Here is a 23,614-nt window from a genome sequence, read left to right as displayed (position 1 = left end):
CGGGGGTGTGTCCGCCCATCGCCCTGCGCTAGTTTTACTGCATGCGCGTCGATCTGCTCACCAAGGAATACCCGCCCGAGATCTATGGAGGGGCCGGCGTTCACGTCGCCGAGCTAGTGAAGGCCCTCCGCTCCGATATCGATGTCACGGTGCGGTGCTTCGGCGCCCCCCGGACGGAGGCCGACACGTTCGCGTACGGCGTGCCCGCCGAACTGGCCGAGGCCAATGCGACACTCACCACCCTCGGCGTCGACCTGCAGATGGCCCAGGACGTGCAGGGCGCCGATGTGGTGCACTCCCACACCTGGTACGCCAACGGGGCCGGGCACATCGCCAAGCTGCTGCACGGGGTGCCCCACGTGGTCACCGCACACAGCCTCGAGCCGTTGCGCCCGTGGAAGGCCGAGCAGCTGGGCGGCGGCTACCGCGTGTCGAGCTGGATCGAGAAGACCGCCTTCGAAGCCGCCGACGCCGTCATCGCCGTGAGCGGAGGCATGCGCGCCGACATCCTGCGCAGCTATCCCGCCCTGGACGAGTCCCGTGTGCACGTGGTGTACAACGGCATCGACCTCGACCGGTGGAAGCCCACGACCGACGCGGACGTGGTGCGCGCGCTCGGCATCGACCCCGACCGGCCGTCGGTGGTGTTCGTCGGCCGGATCACCCGGCAGAAGGGCCTCCCGTACCTCCTGCGCGCAGCCGCGATGCTCCCGCCTGAGGTGCAGCTGGTGCTCTGCGCCGGCGCCCCTGACACGCCCGGCATTCTCGCCGAGGTCACCGGCCTGGTCGAAGACCTGCAAAAAGAACGATCCGGTGTCGTCTGGATCGACCGGCTGCTGCCGCAGCACGAGCTCTCCGCCGTGCTCACGGCCGGCACGGTCTTCGTCTGCCCCTCGGTCTACGAGCCTCTCGGCATCGTCAACCTCGAAGCCATGGCGTGCGGCCTGCCCGTGGTAGGCACCGCCACCGGCGGCATCCCCGAGGTCGTTGCGGATGGCGTCACCGGCCGGCTGGTCCCCATCGACCAGCTCAGCGACGGGACGGGCACCCCGACCGACCCCGCGGTCTTCGTCGCCGATCTGGCCCGCACACTCACCGAGGTGCTCGCCGACCCCGATCTGGCCGCCCGGATGGGCCGCGCCGGCCGGGTCCGGGCCGAGGAGATGTTCAGCTGGGGCCAGATCGCCGCGAGCACGCGGGAGATTTACGCCGCACTGCTCTAGCGTGACCGAGGGGCCCAGCGCCGCCCGATAACATGGGTGCATGGTCAACGTTCTTCACTTCACCGGAGTCTCCGTCGTCCGGGGTGGCACAACCATCCTCGACTCAGTGGATTGGAGTGTAGACAGCGATCAGCGCTGGGTCATCCTCGGACCGAACGGTGCAGGGAAGACCACGACACTGCAGATCGCCGCCGCGCTCATGCACCCGTCCTCCGGTACCGCCGAGGTGCTCGAGGAGCCCATCGGCGGCAGCGACCTGTTCGAGCTGCGTCCGCGGATCGGCTTCGCCTCCACCGCCATGGCCCGCCGGGTGCCGGCCAACGAGACCGTGCTCAACGTCGTCATGACGGCGGCCTACTCGGTCACCGGCCGCTGGAACGAGGAGTACGAAGAGATCGACGAGCGCCGCGCACAGCGGGTGCTCACCGAATGGAAACTCGACCACCTGGCCGACCGCAAGTTCGGCAGCCTGAGCGACGGCGAACAGAAGCGCGTGCAGATCGCCCGGTCGATCATGACCGACCCCGAGATCCTGCTTCTCGACGAACCCGCCGCGAGCCTCGACCTCGGCGCCCGGGAAGAACTGCTCCGCCTGCTGAGCGGCTTCGCGAGCGAACCGAACTCCCCGGCCATCATCATGGTCACCCACCACGTGGAAGAGATCCCGCGCGGATTCACCCACGTGCTGCTGTTGTCCGGCGGCAGCGTCGTCAGCGCCGGCCCGCTGGCGGAGTCCCTCACCTCGGACACCCTGACCCGCGCGTTCGGCCTGCCCATCGAGCTGACCGAGACCGACGGACGCTTCTCCGCCCGGGCAATCTGAGCCCTCCAGGGCGTCGGCCACCCGAGGCCCTCAGATTCTGCTAAACTCCATAGCTGGTCCTTAAGACCGGAATACTTTTCTGCCGCAACCGGCGAGCCAGAACCCACCCATCGACACGCAACAAGGAAGTCTCCATGAAGTCTGACATTCACCCCACATACGCTCCCGTGGTCTTCCGCGACCTCGCGTCGGGTGCGACGTTCCTTACCCGTTCGACGGTCTCCAGCTCGAAGACCATCGAGTGGGAAGACGGCACCACGTACCCGGTCATCGACGTGGAAATCTCCTCCGAGTCGCACCCGTTCTACACGGGCAAGCAGCGCATCATGGACTCCGCTGGACGCGTCGAGAAGTTCAACTCGCGGTACAAGGGCTTCGGCAAGTAGTCCGACCCTTCCAACACGCTTCAGGGCGACCGGCTTCGGCTGGTCGCCCTGTGTTGTTTAACGCGTGCGGTCAGCGCGCGTGGTCTAGCGCGCGTGACGGCCGTCACCCGCAGTGCAGCCAGTAGAAGCTCTGCGCGCCGAGGGTCAGCGTGAGCACGCCGTTCTCATCGAACGAGGGGAACACCGCCCCGCCGAAGATGTCGTACAGCCGTGTGCCCGCCAGATCGGGCGCCTCGATCCGGAATGCCACCGGGTTGTGCGCGAAGCTGAACACGCACAGCAGGGTCTCCGGCTGGTCGCCGAAGCTCGACCCCGAGCCGGCATACTCGCGCACGAAAGCCAGAATCGACTCGTGGTCGGTTGCCAGCACCCGCATCGTGCCGAGCCCGAACGTGGGGTGACCCTTGCGCACATAGATCACGTTCCGGATCCAGTGCAGGAGAGACCCGGATTGGGCGAGGTGGGATTCCACGTTCGTCTGCGCGTAGTTGTACACCAGCGACTGCACGACCGGCAGGTACAGCTTCCCCGGATCAGCGGAGGAGAAGCCGCCGTTGCGGTCCGGGGTCCACTGCATGGGCGTGCGCGAACTGTCCCGGTCGGGCAGCCAGATGTTGTCGCCCATGCCGATCTCGTCGCCGTAGTAGAGGAACGGGCTGCCCGGCAGCGAGAACAGCAGCGCGTGGGCCAACTCGAGTTCGGACCGCGAGTTGTCCAGGAGCGGTGCGAGCCGGCGCCGGATACCGATATTCGCCCGCATCCGGGGATCGTAGGCGTACCAGCCGTACATGGCCTGCCGGTACTCCTCGCTGACCATCTCCAGGGTGAGCTCGTCGTGGTTGCGCAGGAACACCGCCCACCCGGCGCCCTCCGGGATGTCCGTGGTCTCCGAGAGCACGCGGGTCAGCTCGCCGGCCCGCTGGGAGCGCAGCGAATAGAAGATGCGGGGCATCACCGGAAAATCGAACGCCATGTGGCATTCCGGTTCCTCTTCGGTGCCGAAGAAGGCGGCGACCTCACGCGGCCACTGGTTGGCCTCGGCGAGCAGGATGCGTCCCGGATACTCGCGGTCGATCAGGGAGCGCAACCGTTTGATGAACTCGTGCGTGGGCGGTTCGCCCTCCCCATTGCCCTCGTCGGACTCGTAGAGGTAGGGGATCGCGTCCAGCCTGAATCCGTCCACCCCCATCTCCAGCCAGAACCGCATGACGTCCAGGATCGCCTCGTGCACCGCCGGGTTCTCGTAGTTGAGGTCGGGCTGATGCGAGAAGAACCGGTGGAAGTAGAACTGCCGCCGAACGGAATCGAACGCCCAGTTCGACTCCTCGGTGTCGGTGAAGATGATGCGGATGTCGGGGTATCTGTCATCGGTGTCGTTCCACACGTAGAAATCGCCGAACGGACCGTCGGGTTCCTTCCGCGACTGTTGGAACCACTGGTGCTGGTCGGAGGTGTGGTTCAACGGCAGGTCGATCACGATGCGCATATTGCGCTCGTGGGCCTTCGTCACCAGTTCCTTGAACTCGTCGAGCGTGCCGAATTCGGGCAGGATCGATCGGTAGTCGGCCACGTCGTAGCCGCCGTCCCGCAACGGTGACGTGAAGAACGGCGGGATCCACAGCGCGTCGATGCCCAGCCACTGCAGGTAGTCCAGCTTCGAGATGAGCCCGGACAGATCGCCGGCGCCGTCCGCGTTGCTGTCCACGAAGGAGCGGACCATGACCTCGTAGAACACCGCGCGCCGGTACCAGCGCGGATCCAGGGTCAACCCGGGGAGTTGGATCGGTGCGGTGAAGCTCACGGCGTTCCTTCCGGTCAGCGGCGGCTGTGGATGGTGCAGATGTGACCGAGTCTAAGTCGATCGGCACGGGTTCTGTCCAGCCTCGTGCACGTCGCCGCCCTAAACTGGGACGGATGATCGTTCCCTCGCCTTTCGCCGACCTGCTCAGCCAGATGGACGCCCGCGCCGCCACCGTCACGGTGCTCGGCAGCGACACCCGGTACTGGGAGTACGGCGACCCCGAATCCCCGACGACGGTCGTCTTGGTGCACGGCTTCCGGGGAGACCACCACGGCCTCGAAGCCGTGGTCGCGCAGCTGAACGGCCTGCGGATCGTCTCACCCGACCTGCCCGGTTTCGGCGAATCCTCGGCCTTCGCGGCCCTGCCGCACACGATCGAGAGCTACGCCGCCTGGCTGGCGGAGTTCCTGCGCGTCCTGGCGGTCCCCGGCCGGCTCGTGGTGCTCGGTCACTCGTTCGGATCGATCGTCGTCGCGGCCGCCGCGGCCGCTCCGGCAGGCCTGCCCGCCCAGGACCTGGTCCTGGTGAACCCGATCGCCGCACCGGCACTCTCCGGGCCGCGCGGCATCCTGACCCGGCTCGCCGTCTTCTACTACTGGCTGGCCGCCAAGTTGCCCGAGCGCCTCGGCTTCGGCCTGCTGCGGAACCGGGTGATCGTGCGGGTGATGAGCATCACCATGGCCAAGACCCGCAACCGCCAACGGCGACGCTGGATCCACAATCAGCACGACCGCTACTTCTCCGCCTTCGCCGACCGCACCGTGGTGCTCGAGGCGTTCCGGGCGTCGGTGAGCCACGATGTCAGCGAATACGCGTCCGCCATCCCCACCCGCACGCTGCTGATCGCTGCCGACAAGGATGACATCACCCCCGTGGCCGCCCAGGAGCGGCTGGTCACCCAGTTCGCCGACGCGCAGCTCGAGGTGCTGCCTGGCGTGGGCCACCTCATCCACTACGAGGTCCCGGAGGCCGCCGCGCGCGCGCTGCGCCGTTTCCTGGCGGTGACGCCGGCATGACCGCCGCACCCGAGCGTTCCCTGCGCATCGTCTTCGACTGCCGCTACACGCGGACCGACCGGCACGACGGCATCAGCCGCTACACGGCGGGCCTGGTCACCGAACTCGGCCGCCTGCACCCGGTCACCATGCTGATCAGCGACCACCGTCAGCTGGCCCTGCTGCCCGACCTGCCCTGGCAGCTCGTGCGTTCGCCCACGAGCGCGCTCGAGCCCCTCGTCGCCCTGACCGTGAACCGGCTGAAGCCCGACATCGTGTTCAGCCCCATGCAGACCATGGGATCGTGGGGCCGCCGGTACCGTCTGGTGCTCACGGTGCACGACCTGATCTACTACCGCAACCGCACACCTCCGCGGGAGTTCTCCGCCGCCATCCGCCTGCTCTGGCGGCTGTACCACCTGTCCTGGACGCCGCAACGCCTGCTCCTGAACCGGTCGGACGGCGTGGTGACGGTGTCGGAGACCACCGGGGAGCTGATCGCCAGGCACCGCCTCACCCGGCGGCCCGTTTCTGTTGTACCCAATGCGGCGGATGCCGTGACGCACCCCGACGGCCTGGCGGCCCGGACCGAACCCGCCGCGAAGCGGCTGATCTACATGGGTTCGTTCATGCCGTACAAGAACGTGGACACCCTGGTGCGCGCCGCGGCGGCCCTGCCCGGCTACGAGCTGCACCTGCTCAGCCGGGTGAGCGACGACGAACGGGCCCGCCTCAGCGCCCTCGCCCCGCAGGCGACCCTGGTGTTCCACAACGGGGTCAGCGACGACGAGTACGTGGCGTTGCTGGCCGGCGCGACCGCGCTGGTGAGCGCCTCCCTCGACGAAGGGTTCGGCATCCCGCTGGTGGAGGCCATGGGCCTCGGCATCCCCGTCGTGGTCAGCGACATCCCCATTTTCCGGGAGATCGGCGGCGACGCGGCGAGCTACGTGGCCCCACGCGACCCCGACGCCGTTGCGGCGGCGGTGCTCGCCCTCGAGCAGCCGGGGGAGTGGGCCCGTCGATCAGGGCTCTCGGTCCTGCAGGCCGCACGCTTCACCTGGGCCGGCTCGGCCGAGCGTCTCCTCCGGGTACTGCAGGGCACCAGGGCGGCGAACCGGCGCGACTGAGCGGGCCCGCCGCACCCGGCGGCAGGAGTCAGCGCACCGACACGAAGCGTTCGAGCACCAGCCGGCCGTCCTGCCAACGGAAATCGTGCACCGACCCGTTCGGGATCAGCTCACCGGCCGCCGGGCGTTCCCCGTTGGTCGCGTAGCGCACCAGCGTTCCGATGACCCCGCCGTGGCAGACCACGATCACCTCCTGGCCGGCGTAGGCCAGGGCGACGCGTTCAAGAGCGGGCAGCACACGGTCCAGCACGGCCTGCCGGCTCTCCAACCCTGGCACCCGGGAACCGTCCGGGAACCGGTGCTGGCGCTCGGCGAACGTGAGCCCCTCGATCTCCCCGTGGTGGCGTTCGGTCAGCTCGGGGACGACCACGGGGGCGGCGTGGTCCAGCTCACCGGCGATGATCCGGGCGGTCTCGTGCGCCCGGAGCAGCGGACTGGTGACGATGGCATCCCACCGTGCGGTGCTGAGCCGCAGGCCGGTCTCCGCGGCCTGCGCGCGGCCCGTGGAGTTCAGCGGGATGTCGGTGCTGCCCTGGATGCGGGTCTGCAGGTTCCAGTCGGTCTGGCCGTGCCGCACGATCGCGAGCCTGGTCATGACTCGATCAGCCTGGTCACCAGTCCCGCGAAGGTCTCCGACGTGCCCGCCTCCAGCTTGATCTGCGCACGGCCGTCGCCCTTGGTCACACCGCGGTTGATCACCACAATGGGCAGCTTGCGGCGCCTGGCCAGTTCGAGCAACCGGATCCCGGAGTTCACCGCCAGCGACGAACCGGCGATGATCAGGGCATCCGCCGCCCGCACCAGCGCCGACGCGGCCGTGAACTTGCCCGTCGGAACGAGCTCGCCGAAGAAGACCACATTGGGCTTGAGCAGGCCGCCGCACACCGAACAGTCCGGAACGACGAAGTCGTCGATGTCGACCACGATCGCGTCGCCGTCCGGGGCGATCTCCACCTGGTCGGGGTCGGCGAGAACCGGGTTGTGTGCCTCGAGCCGGGCGGCGATGCTGTCCCGGCCGAAGGCCTGTCCGCAGGAGAGGCAGACCACCAGGTCCATGGAGCCGTGCAGGTCCACGACGTGCCGGGACCCGGCCCTGGTGTGCAGGCCGTCGACGTTCTGGGTGACGACCCCGCTGACGAGTCCGGCGTCCTCCAGGGCCACGAGGGAGCGGTGGCCGAGGTTCGGCTCGGCCGCCCGGAAGCGGTGCCAGCCGAGGTGGCTGCCGGCCCAGTACCGTTTGCGGGCCCGCTCGTCGGCCAGGAAGGTCTGGAAGGTCATCGGCACCCGCACGGGTGCGCCCGCACCCCGGTAGTCCGGGATGCCCGAGTCCGTGCTCACGCCGGCGCCGGTCAGGACGGCGGTGCGGCGACCGCGCAGGATCGCGGCAATCGCGTCGAGGTCTTTCCCGGCTACCGCCGGTGTCGTCAGGACAGTCTCGGCCGTCATCGTGCTCCATCCTCATCACGTCGTCGCCACCGGCGCCCGGAGGGGCCCTGGCGCGGCAGAGATGTCCTCTGAGTCTAAACTGGTCAGTTTTCGGCTGTGTTACGGTTCGCGGAGGCGCGGCCCGCACAACGGCCCGATGAGAACCTCCCACACAGCAGAACATTCCCGGAAAGGCGGCCTCCGCCGTGCAGATCGTCCCGATTACCGACCTCGACCAGCCGGGACTCGCCGACTACTCCCGGCTGACCGATGTGGCCCTGCGCCGGGTGAGCGAACCGGCGAACGGCCTGTACATCGCCGAATCGGCCAAGGTGATCGGCCGCGCCCTCGACGCCGGCCACCGTCCGCGCTCGGTTCTCGTGCAGGAGCAGTGGCTGCCCGACGCCACCCGGCTCCTGAAGGACTGGCCCGACGTGCCCATCTACGTGGGGACCGCCGCCCTGCTCGAACAGCTCACCGGGTACAACCTGCACCGTGGCGCCCTCGCGGCCATGCACCGCCCCGACCTGCAGTCGGTGGCCGACATCATCCGGGGCGCCCGGCGCATCGTGATCCTCGAGGACATCGTCGACCACACCAACGTGGGGGCGATCTTCAGGTCAGTGGCCGGGCTGGGCGCCGACGCCGTGCTGATCACTCCCCGGTGCGCCGACCCGCTCTATCGCCGGAGCGTCCGCGTGAGCATGGGAACGGTACTGCAGGTGCCGTGGACACGGCTTCCGGAATGGTCCGAGGCGACGCCGGTGCTGCACGATAACGGCTTCCACCTGGCCGCCCTCGCCCTGGCCGACGACGCCGTCTCCCTCGACGTCTTCGCCCGGCAGCCGCCGGAACGGGTCGCCATCGTCCTCGGCACCGAGGGTGACGGGCTGAGCCGTCACGCCCTGTCCGCGGCGGACACCATCGTGACGATCCCGATGCTGCACGGCGTGGATTCGCTCAACGTGGCCTCCGCCAGCGCCGTCGCCCTGTACGCCCTGCGCGTGTAGGCCGCTTCGGGGCGCGCGGCCCCGCTGCGCCGCCCGGACACTTCTCGTCGTTAGAATCGACGGATGTCTCCCACCCGACGCCAGGTCTACCGCCGTCGGCGACTCGCTTTCTTCGGTGCTCTCGCCGTGGTGCTCGCGTCCGCCGTCTACCTCACCAGCACGGGCCTCGCGCCCGTGTCCGCACTGGACGCGAGCGTCAGCGAGCCCGCTGCACTCACGCAGGCGGCGGCGACACCCACCTGGCCGTCGCAGGGTGCCGGAGCGATCGGAGCCGTCGGCTTCGACGGCGTGCTGGGCAGCAGCGGAGACCAGTCCTCTGTGCCCATCGCCAGCATCACCAAGATGGTCACCGCGCTGGTCATCCTCGACGCCAAGCCTCTCACCGGCGACGAGGAAGGACCCGCCATCACCTTCACCGACACCGACGTCGACATCTACTACGACGCCGTCGCCGAGAACGGCTCAGTGGCCCCGGTTTCCGCCGGGATGGTGCTCACGCAACGTCAGGCCCTGGAGACAATGCTCATCCCGTCGGCGAACAACTACAGCGTCTCGCTGGCCGTGTGGGCATTCGGTTCCGTCGACGCCTACCTGGCCGCGGCCTCCGCCTACCTCAGCGAGCACGGCCTGACCGGCACCACCGTCGCCGACACCAGCGGCATCTCCGCCCAGAGCGTCAGCAGTCCCGCCGACCTGGTGGCCATCGGCAAGCTGGTCATGGCCGACCCCGTGCTGCCCTCGATCGTGGCCATGCCCTCCGCAGAGATCCCCACCGTGGGAACCGTCACGAACACGAACAAGCTGCTCGGCGTCGACGGAGTCGACGGCATCAAGACCGGAACCACCGACGAGGCCGGCGCCTGCCTGCTCTTCGCCGTCGAGGTCCCGGTCGGGGACACGACGGTCACCCTCGTCGGCGTCGTGCTCGGCGGGGACACGCACCCCGAGCTGAACAAGACCGTCCGCACCCTCATCGCCAGTGTGAGCCCCGGATTCCGTCAGGTGACCCTCGTGGAGGAGGGGACCGTCTACGGCAGCTACACGACGCCGTGGGGCCAGTCAGGGCAGGCCGTGGCCGAGAGCTCCCAGTCCGCCGTGCTGTGGTCCGACACCCCGGTGAACACCGACGTCGAGGTCGAGCCCCTCACCGTGGGCTCCGAGGGCGACACCGTCGGCAGCGTCGACGTGACCGTCGGCAGCGCCACCGTCTCGGTGCCGCTGGTCCTCGACACCACGATCACCGATCCCGGCCCGTTCTGGCGCTGGACCCACCCCGGCCAGGTCTGACCTCAGCCTGTCGCGTCCACCCTGGCGCGGGGTCTAACCGATCTTCCGCGCGGGTTCTTCCGGCTCGTCCAACCGGGTGACCGGTTCAACCGCCGGTCGCTTGGGCAGGATGTAGTCGCCGGAGGACTGGTGCCGCACCCGGCGCAACACCCACGGCACCAGGTACTCCCGCGCCCAGGCGAGGTCTTCGGTGCGGGCCTGGCGCCAGGTGATGCCCGGCATGGGCTCGGGCACCAGGGGCTCGAGCGGATTCGCGACGTTCAGCACGTCCAGCACCATCCGGGCCACGGTGTGATGCCCGAGCGGGTTGAGGTGCAGTCGGTCCGGCGCCCACATGCGGGCATCCTGGGTCTCGGTCAACGACCACATGTCGGCCACGATAGCGTCGTGCGCGGCCGCGACGGCCCGGATGTTCTCGTTGTAGATGGCCACCTTGCCACGCAGCCCCCGGAGCACGGGGGAGAAGCGCACGTCGACGCCGGTGAAGACCACAACCGTGGCTCCCTCCGAGCCGAGCAGGGTGACGGCCTCGTCGAACCGCGCCGCGATCGCATCCGGGTCGCTGCCGGGCCGGAGCACGTCATTGCCGCCGGCCGAGATGGTGATGAGGTCCGGGCGCAGGTCAAGGGCCGGGCGCACCTGCTCGGCGAGGATCTGGTTCATCAGCTTGCCGCGCACGGCGAGATTGCCGTAGGCGAAGTCGTCGGAGCCCAGGCTGAGCATCTCGGCGACCCGGTCGGCCCAGCCGCGGTTGCCGCCCGGGCTGGCCGGTTCGGGATCGCCGACCCCCTCCGTGAACGAGTCGCCGATCGCGACGTAGCGGGACCACGGGTGCTGCTGCTTCGTCATGCATTCATTCTGCCCCGTCGGGCGAATGTCGGCGCGAGTTGGTAAGTTCTTATGAAGTGACTACTCCACCTGATTTCGGATCCGCTTTCCGGGAACCCTCGCATCGGGAGACCACTGAACCCGGATTGTTCCTCCCGCCCTCCTCCGATCCCCAGTGGTCCGGCGGCGCCCCGGCCGGCAGTTTCCTGGCCGAGGTCGTCGACACGCCGCCCGTGTACGGGCCGGCCCGCGGCCCGGCCGGCACCAGCGCCGCCGAGCACCTCTCGCCGTCCTTCCCCGAACGAGCCGCCTGGGGTACCGCCAGCAAGCTGCGGGCCTGGCAGGCCGAGGCCCTCGAGGCGTACTTCCAACACCAGCCGCGCGACTTCCTCGCCGCCGCCACCCCCGGGGCAGGCAAGACCACCTTCGCCCTGCGCCTGGCCGCCGAGCTCCGGGCGCGCCGGGTGATCGACCGGATCACCGTCGTCGCCCCCACCGAGCACCTCAAGCGCCAGTGGGCGGATGCCGCCGCCCGCGCCGGCATCCGGCTCGACCCCGGCTTCAAGAACGCGCATGGCCGCTACGGCAGCCACTTCCACGGCATCGCCGTGACCTACGCCCAGGTCGCGACCCGCGCCGCGCTGCACCGCGAACTCACCCAGGCCAGCCGCACGCTCGTGATCCTCGACGAGGTGCATCACGGCGGCGACGCCCTGAGCTGGGGCGACGCGATCCGGGAAGCCTTCGATCCGGCCACCCGGCGCCTCTCGTTGACCGGAACCCCGTTCCGCTCGGACACCTCGCCCATCCCGTTCGTGACCTATCTGCCCGACAAGCACGGCATCCGCCTCTCCCAGAGCGACTACAACTACGGCTACGGTCGCGCCCTGGAGGACGGCGTGGTGCGCCCCGTCATGTTCATGGTCTACGCCGGTCATATGAAGTGGCGCACCCGGGCCGGCGACGAGATGGAAGCCAAGCTCGGCGAGGGCAACACCAAGGACATCACCTCGCAAGCCTGGCGAACGGCCCTCGAGCCCAGTGGGCAGTGGATCCCCGCCGTGTTGCGGGCCGCCGACAGCCGCCTCACCGAGGTGCGGCACGGCATCCCGGATGCCGGCGGCCTGGTGATCGCGACCGACCAGACCACGGCCCGCGCCTACGCCGCAATCCTCGAGGAGATCTCCGGAGAGCCGGCCACTGTGGTGCTCTCCGACGAGAAGGAGTCCAGCGACCGGATCGACGAGTTCTCGCACAACACCCGGCGTTGGATGGTCGCGGTGCGGATGGTGTCCGAAGGTGTGGACGTGCCGCGGCTTGCCGTGGGCGTCTACGCCACGAGCGCGTCGACCCCACTGTTCTTCGCGCAGGCCATCGGCCGTTTCGTGCGCGCCCGCCGTCGCGGTGAGACCGCGTCGATCTTCCTGCCCAATGTGCCCGGTCTGTTGAGCCTGGCCAACGCCATGGAGCTGGAGCGCGACCACGCGCTCGACCGCAGTAACCGGGACGACGGCGACGACGGCATGTACAACCCCGAGGACGCCATGGTGGCGGCCGCGAACAAGACCGAGAAGGCGTCCGACGAACTCGGCGAGGAATTCACCTGGCAGGCGCTGGACTCCCAGGCGACCTTCGACATGGTGATGTTCAACGGCGACGAGTACGGCGAGCTCGCCGAGCCCGGCACCGACGAGGAATTCGACTTCATCGGCATCCCCGGTTTGCTCGAACCCGAGCAGGTGTCCGAGCTCCTGCGCCAGCGTCAGCAGAAGCAGTCCAAGCGGGGCTCCGAGCGCCGCACCGCCGCCGCCGCGGTGGAAGGGGCACCTCCGGAGCCCATTCCGCTCTATCGCACGCTCAAGGAGCAGCGGACGCTGCTGGGCAGCCTCGTGGGAATGTGGTCGAAGCTCTCGGGGGAGCCGCACGCCATGGTGCACGCGGAGCTGCGCCGACTGTGCGGTGGTCCAGCCGTGGCCCAGGCCAGCGTCACCCAGATCCAGAAACGCATCGACCTGCTCCGGCAGCGCCTCGGTCGCAGCTGACCTGCCGGCCGGAGGGCCGGATCGCAGAAGGGGCGGCGAAATCCGACCGAAACCCAGTTGTGACGCAGTTGATGCAGGGGGAGCTGTTGACGTCGAAGAATGGTCGATAAACTGGCGCGCAACGAAAGAGAGCGTGTATGGATTCCAAGAAAGCCGACCTGGACCGGGTGGATCGGGCGCTGCTCCGCGCACTTTCGGTCAACGCCCGGGCATCGGGTGCCGCCCTGGCCGCCGAGATCGGCGTGGCCGAGTCGACGGTGTCGCTCCGGCTGCGGCGGCTGCAGCAGCTGGGCCACATCCGCGGATACCGGGCGAACATCGACCTGGCCGCCCTCGGGGCGTCGCTGCAGGCGCTCATCTCGGTGCGCCTGGCCAAGCACGCCCGCGAACAGATCGACGACTTCCGCAGTGCCGCTCCGCACTGGCCCGGCGTGATCGGCCTGTTCCACACCGCCGGCGCCGACGACTACCTGCTGCACGTAGCGGCTGCGGATGCCTCGGACCTGCGTGACTTCGTGCTCGAGCACCTGGCCGAGCATCCGGCGGTTGCCCACACGGAGACCAACCTGATCTTCGAGTACGTGGACGGCGACGGCTGGCAGGACCTGGTCAAGTAGTAACCCCACGGCGCCCGCACCCCGGCGAGAACCGCGCCCCCACGGTCCCCGTTCGGACACCTGCACCCGGCACACCGGGTGCAGATGCCCGCATGGGGACCAGGTGTGTTGCCGGGAGTTAAAAAATAACGCCCCCGCCGAAGCGGGGGCGTTATCGCAGCTTATGTTGAGCTGACGCGGCTCTATTTAGAGGGCGCGGATGTTCTCAGCCTGGGGACCCTTGGGGCCCTGGGTGACCTCGAATTCGACCTTCTGGTTCTCGTCGAGCGACTTGTAGCCGTTCGAAGCGATCGCAGAGTAGTGCGCGAAGACATCGGCGCTTCCGTCGTCGGGAGCGATGAATCCGAAGCCCTTTTCAGCGTTGAACCATTTCACGGTACCTGTTGCCATTATGAAACTCCTCCAGGAGTGTTAGAAAGGCCCCGACTTTCGAGGCCGTTCGTCGCGGTATTCGTCGTCCGCTTCCGAAAGGAATAAGCCCGTACCGACCGAAGTCCATACGTTTTTTAGACGTGCAAGCACTACAACTACTTCGTCCACACTAGCCCACATCGCTCGGTCCCCGTGGAGATCTGTGCCAAAAAAGGATCAAAGTGTTACGAATTCTGGCCGAAATGCCCAAATGTTACGGATGCGCCGGATCAATCGACGGTGACGAAATCAATGAGCTGCTCCACCCGGCCCAGCAGCGCCGGTTCGAGGTCGGCATAGGTGCGTACCTGGCCCAGGATCCGCTGCCACGCACGGGCGATATCGGCCTGGTCCTCGTGCGGCCAGCCCAGTGCCTGACAGATACCGTGCTTCCATTCGATGCTGCGGGGAATCTGCGGCCAGGCCGTCAGATTCAGCCGGGCGGGCTTGACCGACTGCCACACGTCCACGTACGGATGGCCGACCACGAGAACGTGTCGCCCGTGCGGCCCACGGGCGACGGCCTCGGCGATCCGGCTCTCCTTGGAACCCGGGACCAGGTGGTCGACGAGAACGCCCACCCGGCGTGTCGGGCCCGGCTTGAACTCGGCGAGCAGCTCGGCGAGGTTGTCCACGCCCTCGATGTACTCGACGACGACACCCTCGATGCGCAGGTCAGCGCCCCAGACCTTCTCCACGAGCTCGGCATCGTGCCGGCCCTCCACGAAGATCCGGCTGGCCCTGGCCACCCGAGCCGGGGCATCGGCCACCGCGAGGGACCCCGACGCGGTGCGCCCGCGGCCGGCCGGAGCGCTCGCGCGGGGCGCCACGAGGACCACGGGTTCACCGTCGAGCAGAAAACCGGCGCCGAGGGGGAAGAGGCGGAGCTTGCCGAACCTGTCCTCCAGGGTGACGACCTTCTTCTCCACCCGGATCACTGCGCCGCAGAACCCCGTGGCGACCTCCTCCACGACGAGGTCGCGCACGGCCTCCTGCTGCGGCACGACCCGGCGGCCGGCCTCCCGCCATCCGTCGGCGAGCACGTCATTCGAGTAGCGGTCATCAGTCACTGGATCGACGCTAGCGGAAGTCTCGCGACGACGTGTGGGCCGCCACGGTGAGCGTTTCGAACCGGTCGGCGATCAGGTTGACGACGCCCTCGGGGGAGCGCTCCAGGATTCCCCGGATCATCAGGGCCGGAGATTCCCGGGCGATGCGCCGGAAGTGGTTCCAGACTCCCACGCTGACCACGACGTTGACATTGCCGGTCTCGTCTTCGAGGTTGATGAAGGTGACCCCGTTGGCCGTCGCGGGCCGCTGGCGGTGCGTGACGATGCCGCCGACCTCGATCCGCCGGCCGTTCTCGGCGCGGGCCAGCCGGTCTGCGGGCACGGCGCCGCGGGCGTCGAGCGCGGCCCGGGCGTGGCGGATCGGATGGTCGTCCGTGGAGACCCCGGTGGCCCACAGGTCGTAGGCGACCTGTTCAACGGGGGTCATCAGGGCCAGGAGCGGCGGCTGCACCATCTCGACCGAACCGGCGAGGTGCGCGTCGGTGTCGTGAGCGGCCTCGCCGGCGCTCCACAACGCCTGCCGACGCTCGAGCCCCAGACCCTCGAACGCACCGGCCGTGGCCAGGGATTCGAGCTGCTCTGCGGACAGGCCGGCCCGCCGGGCCAGATCGTTCATCGACCGGTACGGGCCGAAACGTCCCCGCTCCGCCACGATCCGCTCGGCGACCTTCGTACCGATGGAGCGGACCTCGGCCAGGCCGAGCCGCACCGCCCAGCCGCCGTCCCGCCGGTGGGCCAGGTCCTCGACCGGTCGGCTCCGGTCGTACTCGGGAACCGATGGTTGCTCGGGGTCCAGGCACGCCTCCCGGCCGCCGCCTTGCCAGGGATCGGCCGCCCGCTCCAGGCCGGCGGACACACCCGAGAGCTGCACATCCGGCCGCAGCACCTGCACGCCGTGCCGGCGGGCATCCGCCACGAGCGATTGAGGCGAGTAGAAACCCATGGGTTGGGCGCGCAAGAGGGCGGCCAGGAACGCTCCGGGGTAGTGCAGTTTGAGCCAGGCGCTGGCGTAGACCAGCAGGGCGAAGCTGATGGAATGGCTCTCGGCGAAGCCGAAGTTGGCGAAGGCCTCGATCTTCTCGTAGATCTCGTCGGCCAGGTCGCCCGTGATGCCGTTTCCGGCCATGCCCTCGTACAGGGTGGCCCGCAGGGTGGAGATCTTCTCGACACCGCGCTTGGACCCCATGGCCCGGCGCAGCAGGTCGGCGTCCTCGCCGCTGCATCCGCCAACGGCCATGGCCATCTGCATGAGCTGTTCCTGGAACAGGGGCACCCCGAGCGTGCGCTCCAGAACGGGTTCGAGCTTGGGGTGCAGGTAGGTGACCGGTTCCTGGCCGAGCTTCCGCCGGATGTACGGATGCACCGCACCGCCCTGGATGGGGCCCGGCCGGATGAGGGCGATCTCGACGACCAGATCGTAGAACCGGCGCGGTTGCAGGCGGGGGAGAGTTCCCATCTGGGCCCGGCTCTCGACCTGGAACACGCCGATGGAGTCGGCGCGGCAGAGCATGTCGTACACACCCGCCTCTTCGCGGGGGATGCTGCCGAGCGTCCAGGTCTCGCCCAGGGACTCGGTGACGAGGTCGAAGGTGTACTGCAGGGCGGCGAGCATCCCCAGTCCGAGCAGGTCGAACTTCACCAGCCCCATCCAGGCGCAGTCGTCCTTGTCCCACTGCAGAACGGTGCGGTTCTCTTTGCGGGCGTGTTCGATCGGACAGACCTCGCCGACCGGGCGGTCGGTGAGCACCATGCCCCCGGAGTGGATGCCGAGGTGGCGGGGGAAGCCCAGCACCTGCCCGGCAAGGTCGGTGACCTGCTCCGGGATGTCGTGGTCGGCGCTGCTGACGGTGCCGCCCCAACGTTCCACCTGTTTGGACCAGGCGTCCTGTTGGCCGGTGCTGTAACCCAGCGCCTTGGCCATGTCGCGCACGGCGAATTTGGGCCGGTACGTGATGACGTTGGCGACCTGGGCGGCGTTCTGCCGTCCGTAGCGTTCGTACACGTACTGGATCACTTCTTCGCGCCGGTCGGAGTCGAAGTCGACGTCGATGTCGGGTTCTTCTTCGCGCAGGCTGGACAGGAACCTTTCGAAAGGGAGGCGGTAGAAGATCGAGTCGACGGCGGTGATCCCGATGACAAAACAGACCGCCGAGTTCGCGGCGGAGCCGCGCCCCTGGCAGAGGATGCCGCGCCCGCGGGCGAACTGGACGATGTCGTGCACGATGAGGAAGTAGCCGGGGAAGTCTTTGGCCTCGATCACGGCCAGCTCCTTTTCCAGTCGATCCCGCACGTTGGCGTTGTAGCCCGGATAGGCCCGCTCGGCGCCGGCCCAGACCAGTTCGCGCAGCCAACTCATCGGGGTGTGCCCGTCTGGGACGTGCTGCTGGGGTAGCCGGGGCCTGGCCCGGCGCAGGGAGAAGGCCAGTTCATCGGCCAGGGGAACTGTGCCCGCCACAGCATTCGGGTAGCGGCGGAACCGTTGGGCCATTTCGGAACCGCTCCGCAGGTGCCGGGTGGGTCCGGCGGGAAGCCAGCCGTCCATGTCGTCGAGGCTGCGTTGGGCGCGCACGGCCGACAGTGCCGAGAACAGCCGGAAATCCGATGGACGGGCGTAGCGCACGTTGTTGGTCGCCAGCACCGGCAACCCGGCGCGCTCGGCGAGGCCGGCCAGGATGTCGTTGGTCACGGTGTCCTGCGGCTGCCCGTGGTCGACCAGTTCCACCTGCACGCTGTCCCGTCCGAAGAGCGCGGCCAGGCGGTCGAGCTCCCGAGCCGCGGCGGTCTCCCCGTCGTGCGCGAGGGCTCGCCGCACCGCTCCCGACCGGGAGCCGGTGAGAATCGTCCAGTTCCCGGCCGACCGTGCCGCGAGGTCTTCCAGGTCGTAGCTGGGTCGTCCCTTTTCGCCGCCGGCCAGCTGGCCCTCGGTGAGGGCCGCCGCCAGCCGGTGGTAGCCCTCCTGGCCGCGGGCCAGCACCACGAGGTGGGTGCCCTCGGGCTCCGGAATTCCGTTCTGGCGCCGGGTGAGGTCGATCGAGAGTTCGGCACCGAAGACGGTCCGGATCTGGGGGTAGCTCTCGGCGGTCTCCGCCAGGCGCACCGCCCCGTAGAGGCCGTCGTGGTCGGTGAGCGCCAGGCCGCCAAGGCCCAGCCCTGCGGCCTCCTCGAGGAGCTGCTCCGGAGAGCTGCCGCCGTCGAGAAAACTGAAGTTGGAGTGTGCGTGCAGCTCCGCGTAGGGGACTACCGGCTCGCTGGACGGCACGGGCCCCACCGGAACGTAGGGCTGGCGATGCCGGGACCAGGCCGGGCTGTCGCCGCCGTCGGCGGCCGGCGGAGGACCGCCGGGGCGCCGGTCGGAGAGCTTGCGCTCCAGCTCAGACCAGGGAATGGGCGGATTGTCGAATCCCATGTCGGGTCTCCTTCACTGCGTCGGGTGCACTGCCGCAGATTTACTGCGTCGGATTGACTGCGTCGGGTTCACTGCCTCGGGTCGAGCGGGCGAGGCTAGTCATATCGGGCCTCCGCACGCCATCCGTCGTCATCGAGCGCCAGCAGCCAGGCGTCCCCGGTGTCCTCGACGATCTGCATCCGCTGCACCCGCCGGGAGCACCCGGCGTCCCACCAGCGCTCCTCGACAGGCCACGGCCCGGCCCAGGCGACCACCCGGCGCAGGTCGCCGCCGTCGGGCCGGTCGCTGAACCGGACCGGGACGTGGGCGACCGCCCCCCGCTCGTCCACTGCGACATCCTGCCCGTCGGCGGCAACCAGGCTGACGGGAACCCGCCGCGTGAACACCGTCGATGGAAGCAGCCCGCCGAGGCTTCCCGACCAGGGCCGGACGCCGGCGCCTCCGGGTGCGGGCGCCGGCGCGTCGTCGCCCCAGGGCACCCAGCGTTGCCGGTCGGTGAGCATCCGCCCGCCGCCGACCGAGGCCGTCACGACGCCCTCGTGCCCGACGAGCCCCTGCACCCGGGTGAGGGCATGGTGGATGCGTTCGTCGGGGCCGGTTCCCCACAGGCCGGCCTCGTGGTTGGCCACCGCGTCGAGCCGGTCGGGGGAGAACACCACTCGCACGACCCCGGCCGACAGGCCGGAGCTGGCGCGCCCCTCGCCCTGCAGCTGCCACCGCACTCGGTCGATGAGGTCGGTCACCGTGAACCACCGCGGATGCCGCCAGGTGCGTTCGGTGAGCAGGCCGTCGTCGGTGCCGACGAGGATGGTCACGACAGTGCAGACCAGGGTGTGTTCCCGCAGGATGCGCACGAAACGTTCCGCGGTCTCGCGCAGGGCGAAGGCGAGCTGGTCGATGCGGTCCAGCGCCGGCTCGAACTCCCTCGCCTGGTCGAACACCGGAGCGGGGGTGCGGGGCACGATCTCCTCGCGCTCCCGCCCACCGGCCCTGGCGTGGGCCTGGGCTGCGGCCGCTCCGAACCGCCGCTGCACATCCTGGGCCGGCAGGGCGGCGAACTGGCCGAGTGTGTGCACGCCGAGCCGGGCGAGCAGGGTACCGAGCACGGCATCGGCCACCGTGGAGACCGGGAGTGGGGCCAGGAACGCGGCCGCACCGCCGGGCGCGATGGCGTGGATCGGCTCGGCCGGCGCGCCGTGGCGGGCGGCCTGTTCGGCGGCGAAGGGACCGTCGGCGATGCCCGCCCGCGCGTCGGGGAAGCCGACGCCGTGCAGGTGGGCGAGTAGGGCCTGGACGGCGGCGTCCTCGCTGCCGTAATAGCGCACCGGCCCGCGGGCGCGGATGGCGCAGGTGCCCGGGCGCAGCACGGCGACACCCGGAGTGACGGCCTCGATGCCGTCGAGCACCGGGTCGAAGGCGCGGCGGTCGAGCACTGGGTCGTAGGGCTGCACGACGAGGTCCGGGCAGCGGAACTGCGCCTCCCGCACGGTCAGGCCGCGGCGCACGCCCTGGTGGCGGGCCGCCGCGGAGGCGGCGAAGACGAGACCGCCCTGAAGCAGGGCGAGGGGGCTGTCGATCCCCAGCGCCGCGGCGGACCTGGCCGCAACGACCGGCCAGTCCGGGATCCACAGCACGATGGTTCGTTCCCGGTTCATGGTCTCACCCCGCCACCGGATGCCGGGCCACCGGATGCGGTAGCGGGGCATCCGCGACGAGAACGGGTACGGCGACCGGCCCGCGGCGTGAGCCCCCGCGCTCCGGGGCGGCGTGGCCCTCCGGGAGGTGCAGGAGGGCCGGCGTCCGGCGACCGCTGCCGGCGCGGGCGGCCGTCTCCACGGTGAGGTCCCGACCGGAGAGGTAGCCGTGCCCGGCTCCCACCCCCTGCCAGCGGGTGCGGGTGACACGCAGGGATGCCTCAGCCTGCGGCCAGCTGCCGGCGACGAGGAGGGTGCACCCGGTCTGGCGCAGGCGTGCGCCGAGACGGCCCGCCTCGGCGTCACCCACCGGCCGGGCCGGCTGCACGATCACGAACGGGAGCACGTCTACCAGTGCGGCCGTCACGGCCAGCCACTGGTCACCGGGCGCGGGCACCAGCACGAGACGGGCGAGGTCGATCCCGAAGCCGGTGGCGGCCTCCGCCCCGAAGTCGGGCAGCCCCACCACGCCGGCCCAGCCCCCGTCGGCGGCGGCGGAACCGAGCAACGACATCAGCAGAGACGTGGAATTGTCGACCGTGTACACCGCTCCGGTGCGCAGGCTGCCCTGCGGCAGGAGCCTGGCGAGTCCCGCGCTGACGGGTCGGCCCGGGGCCTCCCAGCGGTCGCGCTGCATGCCCTGGATGCGCGCCTGCAGCTCGCTGACCCGCTCGCCCAGCCGGTCTCCGGGCCGGTCGGGCGCGGTCGACTCCTCGGGGGAGTGCGAAATCAACGGGATGGACATCCTCTAATTTTCGAACAGAGATTCGAAATAGTCAACCGGTGTGGATAACCGGCCGGTCCCGGCGCCGCCCTGTACCCTGAGGCTATGTGTGGGCGATTCATCATGACCGATTCGGCGCCTGACCTCGCCGCGATGTTCGACGTGGAGCACGAGGGCGAGAACCTGCCTGAGCCGTCCTGGAACGTCAAACCGACCGAGCAGATTCCCATCGTGCTCGAGTCGATGAAGACCGATCCGGCCGTGCGGCGCCTGGAGTCGGCGCGCTGGTCGCTCGTTCCCACCTTCTCTCCGGAGCTCAACGCGGCCTTCGCCACCTTCAACGCCCGGGCCGAGACCGTGGCGGAGAAGCCCACCTTCCGCACCGCGCTGGCGAAGACGCGCGCGATCATCCCGGCCACCGGCTATTACGAGTGGCACACCGTGGGCACCGCGAAAACGCCGTACTTCGTGCACTCCGACGACGGACTGCCGCTGGCCCTGGCCGGCCTGTACTCCTGGTGGCGCAACCCGGCCCTCGCCAACGACGATCCCGCCCGTTGGGTCCTCACGGCCACCGTCCTGACCGCGCCGGCGCAGGGCGCTCTGGCCGGCATCCACGACCGGATGCCCGTGGTGCTGCCCGAGGAGACCTGGGACCGGTGGCTGGACCCGCACGCCGACGGTGACCAGGCCCTCGTCGACGCGGCGGTCGCGGCATCCGCAGAGGCCGCCGCCGGACTGGCCTTCTACGAGGTCGCGCCGATCACCGGCGACGCCCCGGAGCTGATCGACGCCGTCGGGCCGGAGACCGAGGTCGGCTACAGCGCGTAGCCGAGGCGACACCGGCTGCGCGAGCTAGTACTCTCGAACCGAGCCCGGAACGCCTTCGCGGCACCCCCCTTGAGAGGACCCCGCCCATGCACATTCTTTCCTTCGTCATCGCGATGGCCGCCTTCGTCGTCGGCCTCTGGCTGTTCGGCCTCGCCTTCACGGTCACGGCATGGCAGGGCCCGATCTTCTTCGGCGGCATCCTGGCGGTCAGCGCCGCCATCGCCATTCCGGTGCACGTGCTGCGCGACTAGGCCACGATCATGCGCGCGGACCAGCTCACCGACCCGATCACCTTCCACGGCGAAGGACCGGTCTGGTCTCCGGCCTGGGAGGGACTCCGCCTGGTGGACTTGTTCGCCGGAGACGTCCTCACCCTGGCTGAGGACGGAACCGTCTCGCGTCGGCACGTCGACGCCATCGCCGCCGCGCTGCGTCCGCGCGCGGCCGGCGGTGCCGTGATCGCCACGGAGCGCGGGTTCACCCTGGAAGACGCGGACGGCACCCTGCGGGCGCTGCCCCCGGTCTGGCAGGACGAGTCCGTGCGGATGAACGACGGCGGCTGCGCTCCGGACGGATCGTTCTACTGCGGGTCCATGGGCTACGACCAGCGCACCGGCGCCGGGTCGCTGTACCGTCTGGCCGCCGATCTGTCGGTCACCGTCGCGCTGAGCGGGGTGACGATCTCCAATGGCCTCGAGTGGAGCCCCGACGGGTCGCTCGCCTATTACAACGACACGCCCACCGGACAGGTCGGCGTCTTCGATTGGTCCCCGGAAACCGGCCTGACGGGTCTCCGGCCTTTCGTCACCATCCCCGAGAAGACCGGATACCCCGACGGACTCACCGTCGACAGCGACGGCGGCGTGTGGGTCGCCCTGTACGCCGGGGGAGCCGTGCACCGGTACACCGCAGCCGGCGTCCTCGACACCGTCATCGAGGTCGACGCCGACCGGGTCACGGCCTGCACGTTCGGTGGTGAGTCCCTCGACCGGCTCTACATCACCACCTCCCGCGAGGGCGTCGCCGACGGTGAGGACATCCTTGCAGGCTCGATCTTCACGGCCGTCCCGGGCGTCACCGGCCGGCCGGTCACACCCTTCGCCGGCTGATCCTTCCCCCCGGGCCGTGTCCGGGCCGGCCTCAGAGACCCGCGACCAGGTTGATCAGGGTGGCCAGGATGATCGAGCCGAACAGGAACGACATCAGGGCGTGGCGGAGAGCCGCCGCGCGCATGACCGTGGTCGTGAGCGACGTGTCGGAGACCTGGAAGGTCATCCCCAGCGTGAACGACAGGTACGCGAAATCCGAATAGCGCGGCGGTTCGACCTGGTTGAAGTCCACCCCGCCGTCCTCCTCGGCGTAATAGAGCGAGGCATAACGCAGGGTGAAGAGCGTGTGCACAAGCACCCAGGACAGCCCGACGCTCACCACGGCGAGGGCGGCGAGCAGGGCCTGACCCGCCCCCTGGGCGCCGCGGGCCTGCAAGAGCACGATGAGGATGCTGCCCAGGCTGGCCAGGCTGGCCAGGATCAGCAGGAGGTCGGTGATGCCGCGCGACGGGTCTTCCCTGGTGGCGTGAGCCGCCGTCGTCGGCGCGTCCATCCCCGCCACGACAAGCCAGACCCAGCCGATGTAGAACACCGCCGCGGCGCACCAGCCGATAGCCGGGGCGAGGAGCCAGGCACCGGTCAATCCCGTCACGAGGCCGGCGGCTGAGCCGACAACGACCATGGCGATGAGCCGGGTGCTGGAGCGGCGCACCCGCGGAACGAGAGCTGAAGTCTTCACCCGCTGATCGTCGCACGGAATCCGCGTCAGGGCGGCTGCGCCCACCGTGTCGGCGAGATGCCAGAAACGCTGGCTAGGCTGAAGCAGAACCGTTTCACCCGATCCAGGCCGAAAGAGACCGTACGA

General features: G+C 69.5%; 22 protein-coding genes. 12 read left to right on the top strand and 10 right to left on the bottom strand.

Translation table 11 applies throughout. The annotated features are described in order from the left end of the window. Nucleotides 1-41: 41 nt before the first annotated feature. From glgA to PA27867_RS08985, 3 genes are all read left to right on the top strand, one after another. Nucleotides 42-1,223, top strand: a complete 1,182-nt coding sequence (gene glgA, locus PA27867_RS08995) for a glycogen synthase (RefSeq protein WP_066595447.1) — start codon at nt 42-44, stop codon at nt 1,221-1,223. A gap of 40 nt (nt 1,224-1,263) precedes the next feature. Next, nucleotides 1,264-2,046 carry an ABC transporter ATP-binding protein gene (locus PA27867_RS08990; RefSeq protein ID WP_066595445.1) on the top strand — a complete coding sequence of 261 codons (783 nt, stop codon included), beginning with the start codon at nt 1,264-1,266 and terminating at the stop codon, nt 2,044-2,046. 134 nt (nt 2,047-2,180) lie between these two features. Further along, nucleotides 2,181-2,432 carry a type B 50S ribosomal protein L31 gene (locus PA27867_RS08985; RefSeq protein WP_066595443.1) on the top strand — a complete coding sequence of 84 codons (252 nt, stop codon included), beginning with the start codon at nt 2,181-2,183 and terminating at the stop codon, nt 2,430-2,432. Between the two features lie 103 nt (nt 2,433-2,535). Here PA27867_RS08985 and treS read toward each other — a convergent pair whose 3' ends face one another. Continuing rightward, the gene (gene treS, locus PA27867_RS08980; RefSeq protein WP_066595441.1) at nt 2,536-4,233 is read right to left on the bottom strand and encodes a maltose alpha-D-glucosyltransferase; all 1,698 of its coding nucleotides are present in this window, start codon (nt 4,231-4,233) and stop codon (nt 2,536-2,538) included. Nucleotides 4,234-4,346: 113 nt separating this feature from the next. Here treS and PA27867_RS08975 point away from each other — a divergent pair, with 113 nt between their 5' ends. Next, entirely contained in the window at nt 4,347-5,249 is a 903-nt protein-coding gene (locus tag PA27867_RS08975; RefSeq protein WP_066595431.1) for an alpha/beta fold hydrolase, read from the top strand. A gap of 20 nt (nt 5,250-5,269) precedes the next feature. Then, entirely contained in the window at nt 5,270-6,355 is a 1,086-nt protein-coding gene (locus PA27867_RS08970; protein WP_066599504.1) for a glycosyltransferase family 4 protein, read from the top strand. Nucleotides 6,356-6,383: 28 nt separating this feature from the next. On the opposite strand, the gene PA27867_RS08965 is transcribed toward PA27867_RS08970, so the two are convergent. Both PA27867_RS08965 and PA27867_RS08960 read right to left on the bottom strand, forming a co-directional pair. Continuing rightward, complete coding sequence (locus tag PA27867_RS08965) at nt 6,384-6,950, bottom strand: histidine phosphatase family protein (RefSeq protein WP_066595429.1); 567 nt, start codon at nt 6,948-6,950, stop codon at nt 6,384-6,386. Next, the gene (locus PA27867_RS08960) at nt 6,947-7,801 is read right to left on the bottom strand and encodes a Sir2 family NAD-dependent protein deacetylase (RefSeq protein WP_066595427.1); all 855 of its coding nucleotides are present in this window, start codon (nt 7,799-7,801) and stop codon (nt 6,947-6,949) included. Before PA27867_RS08960 ends, PA27867_RS08965 begins: the two co-directional genes overlap by 4 nt. A gap of 185 nt (nt 7,802-7,986) precedes the next feature. On the opposite strand from PA27867_RS08960, the gene PA27867_RS08955 reads away from it, so the two are divergent. Together PA27867_RS08955 and PA27867_RS08950 are read left to right on the top strand one after the other, a co-directional pair. Further along, nucleotides 7,987-8,790 (top strand): TrmH family RNA methyltransferase, encoded by an 804-nt coding sequence (locus PA27867_RS08955; protein ID WP_066595425.1) that lies wholly within the window; start codon nt 7,987-7,989, stop codon nt 8,788-8,790. Between the two features lie 63 nt (nt 8,791-8,853). Continuing rightward, nucleotides 8,854-10,077, top strand: a complete 1,224-nt coding sequence (locus tag PA27867_RS08950) for a D-alanyl-D-alanine carboxypeptidase family protein (RefSeq protein ID WP_066595423.1) — start codon at nt 8,854-8,856, stop codon at nt 10,075-10,077. 33 nt (nt 10,078-10,110) lie between these two features. On the opposite strand, the gene PA27867_RS08945 is transcribed toward PA27867_RS08950, so the two are convergent. Then, nucleotides 10,111-10,926, bottom strand: coding sequence for an SGNH/GDSL hydrolase family protein (locus PA27867_RS08945; RefSeq protein WP_066595422.1), 816 nt, complete (start codon nt 10,924-10,926; stop codon nt 10,111-10,113). Between the two features lie 212 nt (nt 10,927-11,138). Between PA27867_RS08945 and PA27867_RS08940 the strand changes: the two genes are divergently transcribed. Together PA27867_RS08940 and PA27867_RS08935 are read left to right on the top strand one after the other, a co-directional pair. After that, nucleotides 11,139-12,947, top strand: coding sequence for a DEAD/DEAH box helicase (locus tag PA27867_RS08940; protein ID WP_066599501.1), 1,809 nt, complete (start codon nt 11,139-11,141; stop codon nt 12,945-12,947). A 137-nt stretch (nt 12,948-13,084) separates the two neighbouring features. Next, nucleotides 13,085-13,564, top strand: a complete 480-nt coding sequence (locus PA27867_RS08935) for an Lrp/AsnC family transcriptional regulator (RefSeq protein WP_066595420.1) — start codon at nt 13,085-13,087, stop codon at nt 13,562-13,564. Between the two features lie 186 nt (nt 13,565-13,750). On the opposite strand, the gene cspE is transcribed toward PA27867_RS08935, so the two are convergent. From cspE to PA27867_RS08910, 5 genes are all read right to left on the bottom strand, one after another. Next, complete coding sequence (gene cspE / locus PA27867_RS08930; RefSeq protein ID WP_035840308.1) at nt 13,751-13,954, bottom strand: cold-shock protein; 204 nt, start codon at nt 13,952-13,954, stop codon at nt 13,751-13,753. Between the two features lie 251 nt (nt 13,955-14,205). Continuing rightward, entirely contained in the window at nt 14,206-15,045 is an 840-nt protein-coding gene (locus PA27867_RS08925; protein ID WP_066595418.1) for a DUF3097 domain-containing protein, read from the bottom strand. Between the two features lie 10 nt (nt 15,046-15,055). After that, nucleotides 15,056-18,451: an error-prone DNA polymerase gene (locus PA27867_RS08920; RefSeq protein WP_066595416.1), complete on the bottom strand. Its 3,396-nt coding sequence runs from the start codon at nt 18,449-18,451 to the stop codon at nt 15,056-15,058. 95 nt (nt 18,452-18,546) lie between these two features. Further along, nucleotides 18,547-20,106 (bottom strand): DNA polymerase Y family protein, encoded by a 1,560-nt coding sequence (locus PA27867_RS08915; RefSeq protein ID WP_066599499.1) that lies wholly within the window; start codon nt 20,104-20,106, stop codon nt 18,547-18,549. 4 nt (nt 20,107-20,110) lie between these two features. Beyond that, complete coding sequence (locus PA27867_RS08910) at nt 20,111-20,890, bottom strand: hypothetical protein (protein ID WP_208857313.1); 780 nt, start codon at nt 20,888-20,890, stop codon at nt 20,111-20,113. An 84-nt stretch (nt 20,891-20,974) separates the two neighbouring features. On the opposite strand from PA27867_RS08910, the gene PA27867_RS08905 reads away from it, so the two are divergent. From PA27867_RS08905 to PA27867_RS08900, 3 genes are all read left to right on the top strand, one after another. Then, a complete protein-coding gene (locus PA27867_RS08905) occupies nt 20,975-21,700 on the top strand; it encodes an SOS response-associated peptidase (RefSeq protein WP_066595412.1) in 726 nt (241 codons plus the stop codon). A gap of 86 nt (nt 21,701-21,786) precedes the next feature. Beyond that, nucleotides 21,787-21,951, top strand: a complete 165-nt coding sequence (locus PA27867_RS20600) for a hypothetical protein (RefSeq protein WP_157109166.1) — start codon at nt 21,787-21,789, stop codon at nt 21,949-21,951. Nucleotides 21,952-21,960: 9 nt separating this feature from the next. Next, a complete protein-coding gene (locus PA27867_RS08900) occupies nt 21,961-22,809 on the top strand; it encodes an SMP-30/gluconolactonase/LRE family protein (protein WP_066595411.1) in 849 nt (282 codons plus the stop codon). A gap of 31 nt (nt 22,810-22,840) precedes the next feature. Here PA27867_RS08900 and PA27867_RS08895 read toward each other — a convergent pair whose 3' ends face one another. After that, nucleotides 22,841-23,488, bottom strand: a complete 648-nt coding sequence (locus tag PA27867_RS08895) for a DUF1345 domain-containing protein (RefSeq protein WP_236900888.1) — start codon at nt 23,486-23,488, stop codon at nt 22,841-22,843. Between the last annotated feature and the right edge of the window lie 126 nt (nt 23,489-23,614).

The organism is Cryobacterium arcticum (genome assembly GCF_001679725.1).
Lineage (GTDB): Bacteria > Actinomycetota > Actinomycetes > Actinomycetales > Microbacteriaceae > Cryobacterium > Cryobacterium arcticum_A.
The sequence above is the reverse complement of the archived record's forward strand: the minus strand, read 5'-3'. Positions and strand labels throughout refer to the sequence as shown.